This is a genomic window from Pseudarthrobacter sp. MM222 (assembly GCF_947090775.1).
GTDB lineage: Bacteria > Actinomycetota > Actinomycetes > Actinomycetales > Micrococcaceae > Arthrobacter.
In genome coordinates, this window is record NZ_OX352321.1 from 2,360,030 (window position 1) to 2,375,930 (window position 15,901).

Consider the following 15,901-nt stretch of genomic DNA (forward strand, 5'->3'; position numbering starts at 1 on the left):
CGGGATGCGGCGTCTCGTGGACTGCTGCGCGAGCCGACTCGGCCCGGGAGCGCTGGAGCCTGACGTGCCGCCGCGATCGGGACAGGATTCCAGCGATTGTCCCCCTCTCTAGCAGCCGGTCAGGTGCCGCTTCGGCCGCTCCTGCCGGTACAAATACCGGCCTGCTTCCTGAAAGCCGGCGCGGGCGTAGAGTTCCCGTGCTGCAGAGTTGGCAGCCGTCACCAGCAGCCAGTAGCGGTCCAGCCCACGCTCCGGGGCCGCGGCCAGCAACGCCTGCAGGATCCGGGCGGCGTAACCCCGGCGACGGGCGTCCGGACGGGTCGCCATGCAGTACAGGCCGCCCCAGCCGAGCGCGCCGGCGGGAGGTACAGCCAGCCGTCCGACGGCGGCGGGCGCCCCGGCGTCGTCCCGCAACAGAGCGTACAGCGCGGGGCAGCCTTCGAGGATTCCGCGCGCGACAGCCATCGCCGTCTCGTCGCCGCGGCCGTCGACGCTCCACCAGAGCCGCAGCCACTCCGCGGAGGGCGTCGTTGCAAGCTCGACGCCCGTATCCGCCGGTCCGGACTCCGCCCCGGCCTTCCGGACCAGCACCAGGGTTTCGGATTGCCGGGTGAAGCCCTCCGCGTCGAGGACGGCGTGCAGGGGCGCTGAACGCGGATCCTCGAACATCTGGAAGATCAGCGGCAGGCGCCTGTTCCGGTACCAGAGCCGTGCGCTCCGCAGTGCGGCGAGCTGCCGGGCCGGCTCGCCGCCGGGGTCCCTGGGCCAGACCGAGTTGGCCCGCTGTGTCACGCCTGCTGCGGCGCGCAGCACCCACCCTCCTGATACCTCCCGCTCAGCGGCGGGCCACGCTGCGTCCATCAGCGCTCCGATATCCGGCATCGGATTCCGTTTCATCAGGCTCACTCCGTCCGGGGCTGGTGCATTGGCTGCTGCCGGGACAGCAAAGGCTCCCCGGTTTCCCGGAGAGCCTTTGCTGACGATCAGGCCACTCTACTTGGCTGTGTCCTCGGCCTTTTGGGGCACAGGCGCGGCCTTTTTGGCTTCCGGCTTGAAGTCGACGCCGGCTTCCTTGCGCTGCTGCGCCGTGATCGGCGCCGGCGCCTGCGTCAGCGGGTCGTAGCCTCCGCCGGACTTCGGGAAGGCGATGACGTCGCGGATGGACTCGACGCCGGCCAGCAGCGCGACCACGCGGTCCCAGCCGAAGGCGATGCCGCCGTGCGGAGGCGCGCCGAACTTGAAGCCCTCGAGCAGGAACCCGAACTTGGTCTGGGCATCCGCCTTGTCCAGTCCCATCAGCTCGAAGACCCGCTCCTGGACCTCGCGCTCGTGGATACGGATGGAGCCGCCGCCGATTTCGTTGCCGTTGCAGACGATGTCGTAGGCGTAGGAGAGCGCAGACTCGGGATCCTGGTCGAAGCTGTCCATGAACTCGGGCTTGGGCGAGGTGAACGCGTGGTGCACGGCAGTCCACTGGCCGGCTCCGACAGCGACGTCACCGGAGGCGACGGCGGCTGCGGCCGGTTCGAACATGGGCGCGTCAACGACCCAGACAAACGCCCAGTCCTTCGGGTTGATCAGGCCGGTGCGGTGGCCGATCTCCACGCGGGCGGCACCCAGCAGGGCGCGCGACGGGGACTTCTCGCCGGCGGCGAAGAAGATGCAGTCGCCCGGCTTGGCGCCAACGGCGTCGGCGAGGCCCTCACGTTCGGTGTCGGTGAGGTTCTTGGCTACGGGGCCGGTCAGTTCGCCGTCCTCCTTGAACAGGACGTACGCAAGGCCCTTCGCGCCGCGCTGCTTGGCCCATTCCTGCCAGGCGTCGAGGGCGCGGCGGGCCTGCGAGGCGCCACCCGGCATGACGACGGCGCCCACGTAGGGGGCCTTGAAGACGCCGAAGTTGGTGTCCTTGAAGAACTCGGTGAGCTCGGTGAGCTCCAGGCCGAAGCGCAGGTCGGGCTTGTCCGAGCCGTAGCGTGCCATCGCGTCGGAGTACGTGATGCGCTGGATCGGGGTCGGGATCTCGACGTCGATCAGCTTCCAGAGAGCCTTCACAATGGCTTCGCCGAGGCGGATGATGTCGTCCTGCTCCACGAAGCTGGCTTCGATGTCGAGCTGGGTGAATTCGGGCTGGCGGTCCGCGCGGAAGTCCTCATCGCGGTAGCAGCGGGCGATCTGGTAGTACTTTTCGAAGCCGCCCACCTGCAGGAGTTGCTTGAACAGCTGCGGGGACTGCGGCAGCGCGTACCAGGAGCCGGGGGCCAGGCGTGCCGGGACGACGAAGTCGCGGGCGCCTTCCGGCGTCGAACGCGTCAGGGTGGGGGTTTCGATTTCGACGAAACCGTCCTCGTGGAGCAGTTCACGGGCAACCCGGTTGGCTTCGGAGCGCAGGCGCAGGTTGCGGGCGGGGCCCGGACGGCGCAGATCAAGGTAGCGGTGCTTGAGGCGTGCCTCCTCGCCCACCTCGACGTGCTCATCGATCTGGAAAGGCAGCGGATCCGAGGTGTTGAGGATGGTGACCTTTTCGGCCAGAACCTCGATCTCGCCGGTGGCCAGCGCAGCGTTCTCGTTGCCCTCGGGGCGCTTGGAGACGGTGCCGATGATCTGCAGCACGAACTCGTTGCGCAGACCGTGGAAGACCTCTTCCTCGCGGACGACGACCTGGGCGACGCCCGAAGCGTCGCGCAGGTCAACGAAGGCGACACCACCGTGGTCACGACGCCGGCCGACCCAGCCGGCCAGGGTTACGGTTTGTCCAATGTGCTCGGAGCGAAGGGATCCGAGGTCATGTGTGCGCAGCACAGCACGCCTTTCTGAAGAAGACAGTCTGAAGAAAACAGAGGGAAGACAGAATCAAGGTGGAGTGGACCGCTACGGGAACGGTCCCGTTCGAGTTTACCCGCTGGCCGGGCACGTCCCGGAATGACAACCCCTCATGCGGCTGTCATTCCGGGGCGGGCCCGGGTTGCAGGCAGCGCGGCAGCTAGGCCATGGTGACCTGGACGTGCAGGTCTTCCTCCGCCGGGGCCCAGCTGGCCGGATCGGCGTCGGTTTGTTCGCCGGAGCGGATGTCCTTGACCTGGTGCTTGCCGTCGTCGTCGGTGAACCAGACAAAGGGGATGCCGCGGCGGTCGGCGAACTTGATTTGCTTGCCGAACTTTTCGGCTTTCGCGGCGACCTCGGTGGCGATGCCCCTGGCGCGCAGCTTCTCGGCGACATCCTGGGCCGCTCCCCAGCTGTCATCGTTGGTGAGCGTCACCAGCACGGCAGTCGGCACCGAGCGCGAGGCCTTGGCGAGGTCCTGGCTGAGGATCCGGGAGACCAGCCGGGTCACGCCGATGGAGAGCCCGACGCCGGGGAACGTCCGGTTGCCCTTGCTGGCCAGTGCGTCGTAGCGTCCGCCGGAGCAGATCGAGCCGAGCTGTTCGTGGCCGACGAGGACCGTCTCCACCACGGTACCGGTGTAGTAGTCCAGGCCGCGGGCGATGCTGAGGTCCGCGACCACGCGGCCGGGCGCGCGCTGGACGGCGGCAGCAATGACCTGCTCCAGCTCGTTGAGGCCTTCCTCGAGCAGCTCGTTGCGCACGCCCAGTGCCCGGACCTGCTCCACGAAGGACGTGTCCTCGGTGCGGATCGAGGCGAGCTTGAGCGCCGACTCGGCCTGCTCCGGGGTGGCGCCGAGTTCGGACTGCAGCAGCGCGGCGACTTTGGCGGGGCCAATCTTTTCCAGCTTGTCGATGCTGCGCAGTACGCCGGCGGTGTCCGTCAGGCCGATGCCGTTGTAGAAGCCCTCGGCCAGCTTCCGGTTGTTGATCCGGAGCAGGAAGTCCGGGATCGGCAGGGCGCCCAGCGCTTCGGCGATCACCAGGGCGATTTCGACGTCGTACCGGAACGGCAGTTCGCCGTCGCCGACGATGTCGATGTCCGCCTGGGTGAACTCCCGGGCGCGGCCCTCCTGCGGCCGTTCCCCGCGCCAGACCTTCTGGACCTGGTAGCGGCGGAACGGGAAGGCGAGGTAGCCGGCGTTCTCCACGACGTAGCGGGCGAACGGGACCGTGAGGTCAAAGTGCAGGGCGAGGGCGTGCGGGTCGCCCTTAGAGGACTTGGCTTCGTCGCTTTCCTCATCCTGCAGTCGGCTGAGGCCGTAAACCTCTTTGTCGATCTCGCCCTTGCGCAGCAGCTGGCCCACGGTTTCCACGGCCCGGGTCTCGATCGAGGAGAAGCCATGGAGCTCAAAGACACGGCGCAGGGTGTCCAGCACATGCAGCTCCACCAGCCGCTCCTCGGGAAGCCACTCGGGGAATCCGGACAGGGAGGCGGTGCGTGCCATGGTGGATTTTCTCCTCAGGTATCACCGGCCGGGAACTGGTGCCGCGTTTCCGGCCGTAACGGGTTGTCCGAAACGGGGAACAGATAGGCGGCAGACCGGCCAGTCGTGCATAAACTGTGTGCGGCAGTCAGTTTATGCGTTGAACGCCGGCTTCTCTAATGCGGCCGGACAGGCTTGGGGCTGCCTCCAGCTTTACAGCTGAAACCGCGACGGCGCCATGGCCCGCCGGGGTTCCGGCCCGACAACCAGGAGGACTTTTGGCGGCCAGTTCACGGAGCGCCCGCGATGCCAAGCGGCGCGTCCAGCAGATGGAGGCGAAGCGCGAGCTTCGACGGGAACAGGATAAGCGCCGGAAGCGCGACAACATCCTCGCCATCGGCGCCGGCGGCGCGGCGGTGGCCCTGGCCCTCGTCCTCCAGCTGACGGTCTTTTCCTCCAACCCGACCGAGGCGGAGTTCGCCGCGGCGCAGGCCGACCTGGCTTCCCCGTCCGCGACGCCGTCGGCCTCGCCCAGCAACGGCGACAACATCCCGAAACCTGAGACCGCGGCCGGCCAGACCTTTACGGGAGAGCTCAAGCTCAACGCCGGCACGCTGGGCGTCGAACTGGACGGCACCAAGGCCCCGCAGGCCGCTGCCGTCTTCAAGTCCCTGGCGGACCAGAACTTCTACGCCGGCCTCAGCTGCCACCGTCTCACCACTGGCGAAACCTTCGGCGTGCTGCAGTGCGGCTCCAAAACCGGCGACGGCAGCGCCGATCCGGCCTACACCTGGGGTCCGCTGGAAAACACGCCGCCGGACAACAACTATCCGGCAGGCACCATCGCGGTCGCCAGGACCGGCGGGAATGCCAACGGTAACGGCACGCAGTTCTTCATCGTGTACAAGGACACCGTCATCCCGGCCGACGCCGCCGGCGGCTACACCGTGGTGGGCAAGGTTACCTCCGGCCTGGACGTCGTCTCCGGAATCGCCGCCGCAGGCCTTAAACCCGGTGATAACGCCACAGACGGCGCACCTGTGGAACCAGTCACGATAGACTCGTTCTCACTGAAGTAACCAGCCGCGGCCCTCGTGGCCGCGGTGCCGGTATTTCCCTCCAAGCGAAAGACTTCTAGCGGTGACAGACAGTCAGAAATCCGACGAAACAGTGTCAGCAGCAGCTGCCAACGAGACCGAAACCGAGGCAACGTCCGCAGGACAAGCACCAGGACAAGCATCAGCACAGGCAACGGGACAAGAGGCAGAACAAGCGACCGACACCCCCACAGCGACAGCACCGGAGGCGACCGTAGAGCCGCAGGCGACTGAGGCCGAGACCGTAGAGCCGCAGACAACTGAGGCCGAGACCGTAGAGCCGCAGGCGGAGGCCGCCCCGGCGTCCCCGGAAGCGGACGCCGCGCCGGAGGCAGCAGCTCCCGAAGCTACAGCACCGGCTCCGGCCGAGCCCGCTGCCGCCGAGCCCGGAGCTGCAGCACCCGCTCCTGCGGAGGCAGCAGCTCCCGAAGCTCCGGCACCCGCTTCTGCAGAGCCCGAGGCCGCCACCTCCTCCCCCGCCCCGGCCCGTCCTGCGCCGTCCCCGGCAGCGTTCGCGGCCCGGCCCAAGGCCAAGCCCTCCCCGGCCGCACCGGCTGCCGCCCCGGCGTCCGTTTCCTCCGCTGCTTCCCTCGCCGAGGCCTCCCGCTGGGGCCGCGTCGAAGGCGACGGCCACGTCTTCCTGACCGTGGACGGCGAGGAGCACCCGGTCGGACAGTACCCGGACGTCAGCGACGACGAGGCCCTGGGTTACTTCGCCCGGAAGTACGACGACGTCGTCGCGCAGATCGTCCTGCTGGAACAGCGCGTCAGCTCCAAGGCGCCCACCACGGACATGCAAAAGACCGTCACGCACCTGCGCGAACAGCTGGCAGAACGGAACATGGTGGGCGATATCCGCTCAGCCGAAGCCCGACTGGATGCCCTGGTCACGCAGATCAGCGAACTCGAGAAGGTCGAGAAGGCCGAACACGACGCCGTCCGGGCCGCCGAACTGGCAGCCCGCGAAGCCATCGTGGCGGAGGCCGAAGAGATCGCCGGGCACGATCCGGCGCAGATCCAGTGGAAGACCTCCAGCGCCCGGATGAACGACCTCTTTGAGAGCTGGAAGACGGCACAGAAGAGCGGCGTTCGGCTCGGCCGTAGCAACGAAGACGCCCTCTGGAAGCGTTTCCGTGCTGCCCGCACCGTCTTTGACCGGCACCGCCGGGCCTACTTCTCGCAGCTGGACAGCAACAACTCGGCAGCCAAGGCCGCCAAGGAGAAGCTAATCACGGAGGCGGAAGCACTCTCCTCCTCGACCGACTGGGGCTTTGCGGCCGGCGAATACCGCCGCCTCATGGACCAGTGGAAGGCCTCACCCCGTGCCAGCCGCAAGGACGACGACGCCCTCTGGGCACGTTTCCGGGCCGCGCAGGACGTGTTCTTCACGAACCGGCAGGCAGCCAATGACGAGATCGACCAGGAATACGGTGCAAACCTGGTCGTGAAGGAAGCGCTGCTGGTGGAAGCCAGCGAGCTGCTGCCCATCAAGGACCTCGCGGCCGCCAAGAAAGCCCTCCAGTCCATCCGCGACCGCTGGGAAGAAGCGGGCAAGGTGCCGCGCGCCGACATGGCCCGCATCGAAGCAGGCCTCCGAAAGGTGGAGGACGCCGTCCGCCATGCCGAGGAGGAAAACTGGAAGCGGTCGAATCCGGAAACGAAGGCCCGCACTAACAGCGCGCTGAGTCAGCTGGAATCCGCCATCGCCGGTCTCAAGGATGACCTTGCCAAGGCGGAGAAGGCAGGCGACGAGCGCAAGATCAAGGCAGCCCGGGAGGCTCTCGAAGCCCGTCAGGCATGGCTGGAACAGCTCGAACGCTCAGCGAGCGAGCTCTCCTAGCGCTCCACCGGAAAACACTCCAGGCCCCGTTTCGGTTATCCACATGACCGCGACGGGGCCTGTTTCATTTTCCGGGCAGCCGGGACGATTGCTGCATGGTCCACCCGCCCGGCGCCGCTGACCCGGATGCCTCTAGTGCCCTTCCGGTAGAGCTGTACTCACCCGGCCAGCTCTTCTCCTGGCCGGAGCTACAGGCAATGGCGTCCGACGGCGTGCTGACGCAGCTGTACCAGCGCGGCTACCTGCCGCCGGGAACCCGTTCCACCCCCGGCTCCGGGCACGCGCGTTGGGCACGATGATCCCGCCGCCGATCAGGCAGCGCGTGGTGGCCGGCAGGCTGACGGCGGCCTGGGTTTACGGCTGCGCACAGGAACCCGACCGGCTGGCGCTGCTGGTGGATGCCAGCCGGAGGATTTCAAGCCTGAGGTCTACGCGCGGCTGCACCTTCCATGAGGTGCGGTTGGGCGCGTTGGACGTCGTGAGCCTCGGCGGACTGATGGTCTCCAGTCCTTTGCGGACCGCCCTGGACATCGCCCTGCATGTGGAATCCGACCGTGCCCTGCCGGTTCTGGCCGCATTGCTGGACCGGACCGAGCTGGGCGTGCGGCTGCGCCTGCTCAGGCTTGCCGTGGAGGCCAGTCCGCGGGTGCCGCACAAGAAGGCGGCGCTGGAACGGCTCGCCATCCTCGAGACCGCACAGCCGCCTTAGCTGCGCCGCCGGTTCCCCGTGGTCCGGTAGACGTCGAAGACGCCATCGATCCGGCGAACGGCGCTCAGCACATGGCTCAGGTACTTGGGGTCGCCCATCTCGAAGGCGAACTTGGAGATGGCCACCCGGTCCGTGGAAGTGTGCACGCTGGCCGCGAGGATGTTGACGTGGTTTTCGGAGAGGATCCGGGTGACGTCGGAGAGCAGGGACTTGCGGTCCAGCGCTTCGACCTGGATCTCGACCAGGAAGACGCTGGACTGTGTGGGCGCCCAGTCCACTTCGACGATCCGGTCCGGCTGCTCCAGCAGGCCGCTGACATTGGTGCAGTCGGTCCGGTGCACCGAGACGCCGGAGCCGCGCGTGACGAAGCCCAGGATCGGGTCCGGCGGCACCGGAGTGCAGCAGCGGGCGAGTTTGACCCAGACGTCATCCACACCGCGGACCACGACGCCGGAATCGGAGTACCGGGCCTTGGTTACCTGGGTCGGGATGGAGACCTCGGTGAGGTCGTCTTCGGGGGTGTCGTTGCCGCCGAGACTCTCCACGAGGCGTTCCATGACGGACTGCGCGGAGGTGTGCCCGTCGCCGACGCCGGCGTAGAGGCCGGAGATGTCAACGTACTTGAAGTCTTCGGCGATCGCAGCCAAGGCGTCGTGGGTCATCAGGCGCTGCAGCGGCAGGTTCTGCTTGCGCATTGCCTTGGTCAGCAGGTCCTTGCCGCGTTCGATCGACTCCTCGCGGCGTTCCTTGCTGAACCACTGCCGGATCTTGTTGCGCGCCCTGGCGCTCTTGACGAAGTGCTGCCAGTCCTGGCTGGGGCCGGCCCCCTCGGCCTTCGAGGTAAAGATCTCCACCCAGTCGCCGTGGTTCAGTTCGCTGTTGAGGGGCACCAGCTTGCCGTTGACCCGGGCGCCAATGGTGCGGTGGCCCACCTCGGTGTGCACCGCGTAGGCGAAGTCGACGGGCGTGGAACCGGCCGGCAGGGCCATGACCTCGCCCTTGGGGGTGAAGACGAAGACCTCGCGGGCGTTGATTTCGAAGCGCAGCGAGTCAAGGAATTCGCCCGGATCCGAGGTTTCCTGCTGCCAGTCGACGAGGGAGCGCAACCAGCCCATGTCGCCGTCGCGGGGGCTGCCGGGTCCGGAGGCCGTACGGTTGGGCTGGTCCTTGTACTTCCAGTGCGCGGCCACGCCGTACTCGGCGCGGCGGTGCATCTCATGGGTGCGGATCTGGATCTCCACCGGTTTGCCGCCCGGACCGATCACGGTGGTGTGAAGGGACTGATACATATTGAACTTCGGCATCGCGATGTAGTCTTTGAACCGCCCGGGCAGGGGGTTCCAGCGCGAATGCATGGCGCCGAGGGCGGCGTAGCAGTCCCGGACGGAGTCGACGAGGACCCGGACGCCCATCAGGTCGTTGATGTCGTCAAAGTCCTTGTCCCGGACGATCATCTTCTGGTAGATCGAGTAATAGTGCTTCGGCCGTCCGGTGATGGTGGCCTTGATCTTGGCCTCGCGCAGGTCATCCGTGATCTGGTTGCGGATGACTCCGAGGTTCTTTTCGCGCTCCGGCGTCCGGTCCCCCACCATCCGCACGATTTCCTCATAGACCTTCGGATACAGGGCGGCGAAGGACAGGTCCTCCAGCTCCCATTTGATCGTGTTCATGCCGAGCCGGTGGGCCAGTGGCGCGAAGATTTCCAAGGTTTCCCGGGCCTTCCGGGCCGAGGACTCTGCCGAGACGAAGCGCCAAGTGCGGGCGTTGTGCAGCCGGTCAGCAAGTTTGATCATCAGCACGCGGATGTCCTTGGCCATCGCCACGACCATCTTGCGCACCGTTTCGGACTGGGCGGCCTCGCCGAAGCTGACCTTGTCCAGCTTGGTGACGCCGTCCACCAGCATCGCAACCTCGGGCCCGAACTCGGCCTTGAGGTCCGTCAGCGTGTAGGAGGTGTCCTCCACGGTGTCGTGCAGCAGCGCCGCGGCAAGGGTGGTTCCGCTGAGGCCCAGCTCGGCGAGGATGGTGGCTACCGCCACGGGGTGGGTGATGTAGGGGTCGCCGCTCTTGCGCTTCTGACCGCGATGACAGCGCTCCGCCACGACGAAGGCGCGCTGGATGAGGTCGAAGTCCTCTTTGGGGTTGTTGGCGCGGACGGTGCGCAGCAGCGGCTCGAGGATGGGCGAGTAGGCGGGGGCGCCGCGGCCTGTTAATCGGGCGAGCCTGGAACGCGTGCGTTCCCGGCGGCCGGGGAAGGTGGGCCGGGCTCCCGAATTGTCGATCGGAACGGCTGGCTCGGCGCGTACGGGAACCACCAGACCAGTCTGGGTAGCCTGGCTGGCACTCTTATCCGCCGGTGCCGCCTGCACCGGCGTCGAACGTTCTTCCAATGAAGCACCCCTCATAACCCGTTAATTATTCAAGTCTATTCCCGCGGCAGGATACTCCGATAACCGGGCCGGATATGGCGACGGGCCGGAGAGCGTCACAGGTGACGTTCTCCGGCCCGTCGGACCGCTTTTGGCGGATCAGCTGCAGGCTAAGCCGTGGCCGGCGCCGCGCTCTTGGCGGCCGTCTCGGCCCGGCGCTGCTCAACCCGCTTGGCCTGCTTCACCAGGTCAGGTTCGTTCTGGCGCAGCCACGCGAATAGCGGAGCTGCGATGAAGATCGTCGCTGCCGTGCCGATCAGGATTCCCACGAAAAGCGCCAGCGAGAGGTCCCGCAGCGTTCCGGCACCCAACAGCCCGGCACCGATGAACAGGATCGCGCCAACGGGCAGGATGGCCACCATCATGGTGTTGATGGAGCGGACGAGCGTCTGGTTGACTGCAAGGTTGACTTCCTCACCGAAGGTCCGGCGGGTGGAGGCCTGCAGGTCGTCGGTGTTTTCACGGATCTTGTCGAAGACCACCACGGTGTCGTACAGCGAGTAGCTCAGAACCGTAAGGAATCCGATGATGGCCGACGGCGTCACCTCGAAATCGCTGAGGGCGTAGACGCCGGCCGTGATGAACATCGTCACGAGCATGCCGACAATCGCTGACAGCGACATCTTCCAGGTGCGGAAATACAGCGCCATCAGCACGGCGGCCAGCGCCACGAAGATGACCAGACCCAGCAGGGCCTGCTTGGTAACGTCCGCACCCCACGTGGGGCCGATGAACGTGGACGTCACTTCGTTCTCGGTGACGCCGTAAGCCTGGGTGAGGCCATCCTTGATCTGCAGCGTCTCGTCATCCGTGAGCTTGTCCGTCTGGATGCGCATCGTGTTGCCGGCGACGTTGGCCACGCGCGGGACGCTGCCGGAAACAACATCCTCGACAGCCTTCTCCCCGATCGTCGGGTCCGTGGTCTTGACGTTCGAGACGGTGAACTCGGACCCGCCCCGGAATTCGATCCCGAGGTTGAAGCCGCCCTTGGCGACCGGGAGCAGGATCGAGAGCGCCACGGCGACCGCCGCGATCAGGAACCAGATCTTCTTGTAGCCGACAAAATCGTACGAGCGCTTGCCCGTGTACAGCTCGTTACCGAAATTCGAGAAGCTGGCCATTTACTTGCCCTCCTTGGACGCGCTCTTGGAGGAACCAGCGAGCTGGCCCTGCTTTTCCTGTTCCTGACGTTCCGCGAGCCGGCGCTCCGCTATCGTCATCCGGCGCTCGGCTTCGGCCGCGGCGCCGGTGTTCTTGGCACGGACCGCCATCGTGGGCTTCTGCTCCGGGGTGCGGATACGGCCTGCTCCCCGGTACAGCGGAACCGCACCGAGGCGCTTCGGGTCGAGCCCGGAGAACCTGTGGCCTTCACCGAAGAACTTGGTGCGGGCCAGCAGTCTCAGGGTCGGGTGGGTGAACATGAAGACGACGATGAGGTCGGCGATCGCGGTGAGGCCGAGGGTGAACGCGAAGCCGCGCACGTTGCCGACCGCCACGAAGTACAGCACGAGGGCGGCGAGGAGGTTCACGGCCTTGGACGCCAGGACCGTGCGCTTGGCGCGCTTCCAGCCGTTCTCAACGGCGGAAACGAGGCCGCGGCCCTCGCGGAGCTCGTCACGGATGCGTTCGAAGTAGACGATGAACGAGTCCGCCGTCTGGCCGATGGCGACGATGAGGCCCGCGACGCCGGCGAGGGACAGGCGGTAGTTCTCGGTCCAGCCCAGGATGGCGATGGCGAGGTAGGTCAGTGCGCCGGCCACTACGAGCGAGGCCACGGTGACGAAGCCGAGCGCCCGGTACTGGAAGAGCGAGTAGACCACCACGAGGAGCAGGCCGATCAGCCCGGCGAGCATGCCCATGCGGAGCTGTTCCCCGCCGAGGGTTGCGGAGATCTGCTGTTCGCTCTGAATTTCGAAGCTGATCGGCAGGGCGCCGAAGCGCAGCTGGTCGGAGAGGGCCTTCGCGGATGCCTCGGTGAAGCCACCGGTGATCTGCGGGCGGCCGTCGGTGATGACCGCGAGGGAACGCGGGGCCGAGATGACCTGGTCGTCGAGGACGATGGCGAACTGGGCCTTCGGGTCCGAACCCGTCTGGCCGCCGGCCGCGGTGTAGAACTGGTAGAGCCGCTCGGTGACTTCCTTGAACTTCGCGGTGCCTTCATCGTCGAACTGGATGTTGACGGCCCACTCGTTGGTCACCGCGCCCTGGGCTCCGCGCTGGAGCTGGAAGGTCGAACCCTTGATGTTCGAGCCCTTCACCTCGACGGGGCCGAGAATGTATTTGATGGCGGGCGAGTTGGCGGACGCGGGTTCGCAGGTCACCAGCGGCTTGGCCGGGTCGGAGCGCTCCTGCTTGTCCTGGGCCGGGTTGTCACAGTCCAGTGCCTCGAACTGCTGGTAGACCTCGGGGGTGATCCAGTTTTCGTCGCTGCCGTTGGTGGGCTCCGCTGCGGGCTTGGGCAGCTGCTCGGCGGGGGTCCGGGATTCCGCCGGGACGGCTGCGCCTGCACCGGCCTGCAGCACCGGGCGGAAGTTCATGTCTGCCGACGCCTGGATCAGCGCACGGGTTTCCTTGGAGGGGGTGCCGGGGAGGCTGACCACGACGTTGCGGCCGGACTGCGTGCTGATTTCAGCTTCCGCGACGCCCGAGCCATCCACGCGCTGACGGATGATCGCCACGGCCTGGTTGAGCTGTTCTTCATTGATGTCCGAACCGCCCTCAACCTTGGGCGCCAGGATCATCTGGGTGCCGCCTTCAAGGTCCAGGGCGAGCTTGGGAGCCCAGCTCGCCTGGCCGGCAATCGTGCCGCCCGCCAGGACGGCAGTCAGGACGGCGAGAATAACGCCAAGCCAGACCAGCGCCCTGAGGGCTGAGTTTTTGGGGCCAGTTCGTGCCATTGTCGATCTTTCTTTTAATTACGGAGGAACCGCCGGTGCGGGTCCGGAAACCCCCACCGACGGATGCCCGCAGCCGTTACTACGCGGGATAGCTCAGATAGGCAGACTAGCTGTCTTTCTTACCTTCGTCATTGAGGCGGCGCAAGGTTTCGTCGGGTGTTTCAGTGCGCGGCGCGTCAGCGGCAGGGGCGGGCCGGTCCGCCGTTTCGGTGGTCAGGGAGGAAGCGTCGTCGGGAACAACCGTCTCCTCCTCGGCTGCAACAACCGGCTCAACGATCTTGGTGACGGCCTGGCGGTGCACGGTGGCGGTGTTGCCCGGGGAGAGTTCGAGCAGGACTTTGTTTTCTTCCTCGTCGATTTCCACGATGCGCCCGTACAGCCCGAAGCTGGTCATGACCTCTACGCCCGGTGCGAACTTCGACTGGAGCTGGGTCTGCTGCTGCTGCGTCTTCTTGTTGCGGCGGAACATCATGAAGATGAAAAGTCCGAGCATGACGAAGAGGAGAATCGTCATGATGTCGATGCCACCGCCGGCCTGCGGCTGGGTCTGGGCAGAAATAAGTCCGAACACAGGGATAGTTCCGTTCTGTACTTGCGTAGCTGGGTTTCAGCAACGTCCGCTTTACTCCGGGCCGTCCGGCAGATTGTCCGGCAGATCAACCTGCCAGAAAACCATGCCCGGCCAGCTGCGGCCAGATGCCTGGCGCCCACAGAAGCAAAGACCCGAACGTGCCGAGCGTTCTACCAGTCTAAAGGGAAATCGTTGCGGCAGGGTGCTACTGACTGTTACGGATCCATTCCGGATCCGCCGTCCCACCGGGTTCTTCGTCGAGGTCGGCGGCCCGGAACAACTCCAGGGGGTCCTGCGCGAAGATCCCGGCAGGCACCGCATAGCCAAGGTGGGTCCAGGCCGGAGCCAGGGCGATCCGGCCCCGGGGCGTCCGGCCCAGCAGCCCCTCACGGACGAGGTACGGCTCGGCGACTGTCTCCACGGTCTCCGTCTCCTCGCCGACGGCAATCGCGAGGGTGGACAGGCCCACGGGGCCGCCGCCGAACTTCGTAATCAGCGCCTCGAGGACAGCACGGTCCAGCCGGTCAAGGCCGCGTTTGTCCACCTCGTACATGTCCAGTGCCGCGGACGCTGCCCGGGCGTCGATCTGCTCGATCCCGTGCACCAGGGCCCAGTCGCGCACCCGGCGCAGGAGCCGGTTGGCGATGCGGGGTGTGCCCCGGGACCGTCCGGCGATTTCACTGAAACCGGCGGAGTTGACCTTCAGGTCCAAGAGCCCGGCGGAGCGCCGCAGCACGAGTTCGAGCTCCTCCACCGAATAGAACTCAAGGTGGCCGGTGAAACCGAAACGGTCGCGAAGCGGTCCCGGCAGGAGCCCGGCCCTGGTGGTGGCACCGACCAGGGTGAACGGCGGCAGCTCGAGCGGGATGGCGGTGGCACCGGCGCCCTTGCCGACGACGATGTCGACACGGAAGTCCTCCATCGCCATGTAGAGCATCTCCTCGGCAGGCCGGGACATCCGGTGGATCTCGTCGAGGAACAGGACCTCACCTTCGGAAAGGGAGGAGAGGATCGCGGCAAGGTCGCCGGCGTGCTGGATGGCCGGACCGCTGCTGATCCGCAGCGGGGCGTTCATTTCGGCCGCGATGATCATGGAGAGTGTGGTCTTGCCCAGCCCGGGAGGACCGGAGAGGAGGACGTGGTCCGCGCTGCGTCCGCGCATCCGCGAAGCCTCCAGGACCAGGGAGAGCTGCTTGCGGACCCGGTGCTGGCCCACGAAGTCGTGCAGGTTCTTGGGCCGGAGGGCCGCCTCGATGACGCGCTCCTCCGGTTCCTCTCCCCCGTCGACGAGGGACGGTTCAGCCACGGGCGCCTACCCGGTTCCCGGCGCGGGCGCCGTCCTGGCCCAGCCAGCGGAGCGTCGCGCGCAGGATTTCCGCCACGTTGCCCTGCTCTGCCAGCTCGGGGGAATCGGCCAGGGACTTGTCAATACTGGAAGTCGCGTCCTTTTCGGACCAGCCCAGGCTGGTCATCGCGGCGACCACCTGCGGCTTCCAGACCGCTTCGGCGGACCGGGCGGGGGCCGCGCCTCCGGTGCTGCCGCCCGTTCCGTGCGGCACCAGCTTGCCGGCCAGCTCCAGCACGATCCGGCCGGCAACCTTCGGCCCGATGCCGGGCACCTTCGTGAAGGACTTGCCGTCGCCCGAGTGGGCGGCAACCCGGATGGCCTCGGGCTCGTGCACGGCCAGCACGGCCAGGGCCAGGCGGGGCCCGACGCCGCTGACGCTCAGCAGGATGTCGAACACCTCGCGTTCGTCGTCGCTGGAAAAGCCGAACAGGGTGAGGGAGTCCTCCCGGACAATCAGGGAGGTGAACAGCTTTCCCTCCTCACCCACTTTCAGGCTGCTGAGGGTCTGCGGGGTCGCGTTTACGCTCATGCCGGCGCCGTTGAGGTCGATCACTGCCGAGGACAGGCCAACGTGCGCTACGGTTCCGCGGAGAAAACTGATCAAAGCCGGGCTCCTGGTTTACAGCGGAAATACCGCTGACAATATAGCCGGGCAACCGGCTATCCGAACATATCTACGAATACCCTAGCAAGCACGTCGGACA

Annotated in this window: 12 protein-coding genes; 3 read left to right on the forward strand and 9 right to left on the reverse strand. The window is 66.7% G+C overall.

All coding sequences use genetic code 11. The features are described from left to right. Positions 1–108: 108 nt before the first annotated feature. From OM977_RS10660 to hisS, 3 genes are all read right to left on the reverse strand, one after another. The gene (locus OM977_RS10660; protein ID WP_264353952.1) at positions 109–897 is read right to left on the reverse strand and encodes a GNAT family N-acetyltransferase; all 789 of its coding nucleotides are present in this window, start codon (positions 895–897) and stop codon (positions 109–111) included. A 96-nt stretch (positions 898–993) separates the two neighbouring features. After that, on the reverse strand, positions 994–2,799 hold the full coding sequence (aspS, locus tag OM977_RS10665; protein WP_264353953.1) for an aspartate--tRNA ligase: 1,806 nt from the start codon (positions 2,797–2,799) through the stop codon (positions 994–996). A gap of 181 nt (positions 2,800–2,980) precedes the next feature. Next, positions 2,981–4,327, reverse strand: coding sequence for a histidine--tRNA ligase (gene hisS / locus OM977_RS10670; protein WP_264353954.1), 1,347 nt, complete (start codon positions 4,325–4,327; stop codon positions 2,981–2,983). 257 nt (positions 4,328–4,584) lie between these two features. On the opposite strand from hisS, the gene OM977_RS10675 reads away from it, so the two are divergent. The 3 genes from OM977_RS10675 (at position 4,585) to OM977_RS10685 (ending at position 7,952) form a co-directional block, all read left to right on the forward strand. Next, the gene (locus OM977_RS10675) at positions 4,585–5,385 is read left to right on the forward strand and encodes a peptidylprolyl isomerase (protein ID WP_264353955.1); all 801 of its coding nucleotides are present in this window, start codon (positions 4,585–4,587) and stop codon (positions 5,383–5,385) included. Between the two features lie 61 nt (positions 5,386–5,446). Then, on the forward strand, positions 5,447–7,243 hold the full coding sequence (locus OM977_RS10680; RefSeq protein ID WP_264353956.1) for a DUF349 domain-containing protein: 1,797 nt from the start codon (positions 5,447–5,449) through the stop codon (positions 7,241–7,243). A gap of 295 nt (positions 7,244–7,538) precedes the next feature. After that, a complete protein-coding gene (locus tag OM977_RS10685; RefSeq protein ID WP_264357379.1) occupies positions 7,539–7,952 on the forward strand; it encodes a type IV toxin-antitoxin system AbiEi family antitoxin in 414 nt (137 codons plus the stop codon). On the opposite strand, the gene OM977_RS10690 is transcribed toward OM977_RS10685, so the two are convergent. The 6 genes from OM977_RS10690 to ruvA form a co-directional block, all read right to left on the reverse strand. Then, on the reverse strand, positions 7,949–10,342 hold the full coding sequence (locus OM977_RS10690; protein ID WP_442960638.1) for a RelA/SpoT family protein: 2,394 nt from the start codon (positions 10,340–10,342) through the stop codon (positions 7,949–7,951). The genes OM977_RS10685 and OM977_RS10690 overlap by 4 nt on opposite strands. Positions 10,343–10,491: 149 nt before the next feature. Continuing rightward, the gene (gene secF / locus OM977_RS10695; RefSeq protein WP_264353958.1) at positions 10,492–11,502 is read right to left on the reverse strand and encodes a protein translocase subunit SecF; all 1,011 of its coding nucleotides are present in this window, start codon (positions 11,500–11,502) and stop codon (positions 10,492–10,494) included. After that, positions 11,503–13,278, reverse strand: a complete 1,776-nt coding sequence (gene secD, locus OM977_RS10700; RefSeq protein ID WP_264353959.1) for a protein translocase subunit SecD — start codon at positions 13,276–13,278, stop codon at positions 11,503–11,505. Between the two features lie 106 nt (positions 13,279–13,384). Beyond that, positions 13,385–13,792: a preprotein translocase subunit YajC gene (gene yajC, locus OM977_RS10705; RefSeq protein WP_264357380.1), complete on the reverse strand. Its 408-nt coding sequence runs from the start codon at positions 13,790–13,792 to the stop codon at positions 13,385–13,387. A 262-nt stretch (positions 13,793–14,054) separates the two neighbouring features. Beyond that, a complete protein-coding gene (gene ruvB, locus OM977_RS10710; protein ID WP_264353960.1) occupies positions 14,055–15,155 on the reverse strand; it encodes a Holliday junction branch migration DNA helicase RuvB in 1,101 nt (366 codons plus the stop codon). Continuing rightward, the gene (gene ruvA, locus OM977_RS10715) at positions 15,148–15,801 is read right to left on the reverse strand and encodes a Holliday junction branch migration protein RuvA (protein WP_264353961.1); all 654 of its coding nucleotides are present in this window, start codon (positions 15,799–15,801) and stop codon (positions 15,148–15,150) included. Before ruvA ends, ruvB begins: the two co-directional genes overlap by 8 nt. Positions 15,802–15,901: the final 100 nt, after the last annotated feature.

Excerpts from the sequence above, each read along its gene's own strand:
- hisS (WP_264353954.1), bottom strand. The coding sequence starts at position 4,327 with ATGGCACGCACCGCCTCCCTGTCCGGATTCCCCGAGTGGCTTCCCGAG.
- yajC (WP_264357380.1), bottom strand. The coding sequence starts at position 13,792 with ATGACGATTCTCCTCTTCGTCATGCTCGGACTTTTCATCTTCATGATG.
- secF (WP_264353958.1), bottom strand. The coding sequence starts at position 11,502 with ATGGCCAGCTTCTCGAATTTCGGTAACGAGCTGTACACGGGCAAGCGC.
- OM977_RS10685 (WP_264357379.1), top strand. The coding sequence starts at position 7,539 with ATGATCCCGCCGCCGATCAGGCAGCGCGTGGTGGCCGGCAGGCTGACG.
- secD (WP_264353959.1), bottom strand. The coding sequence starts at position 13,278 with ATGGCACGAACTGGCCCCAAAAACTCAGCCCTCAGGGCGCTGGTCTGG.
- OM977_RS10660 (WP_264353952.1), bottom strand. The coding sequence starts at position 897 with ATGAAACGGAATCCGATGCCGGATATCGGAGCGCTGATGGACGCAGCG.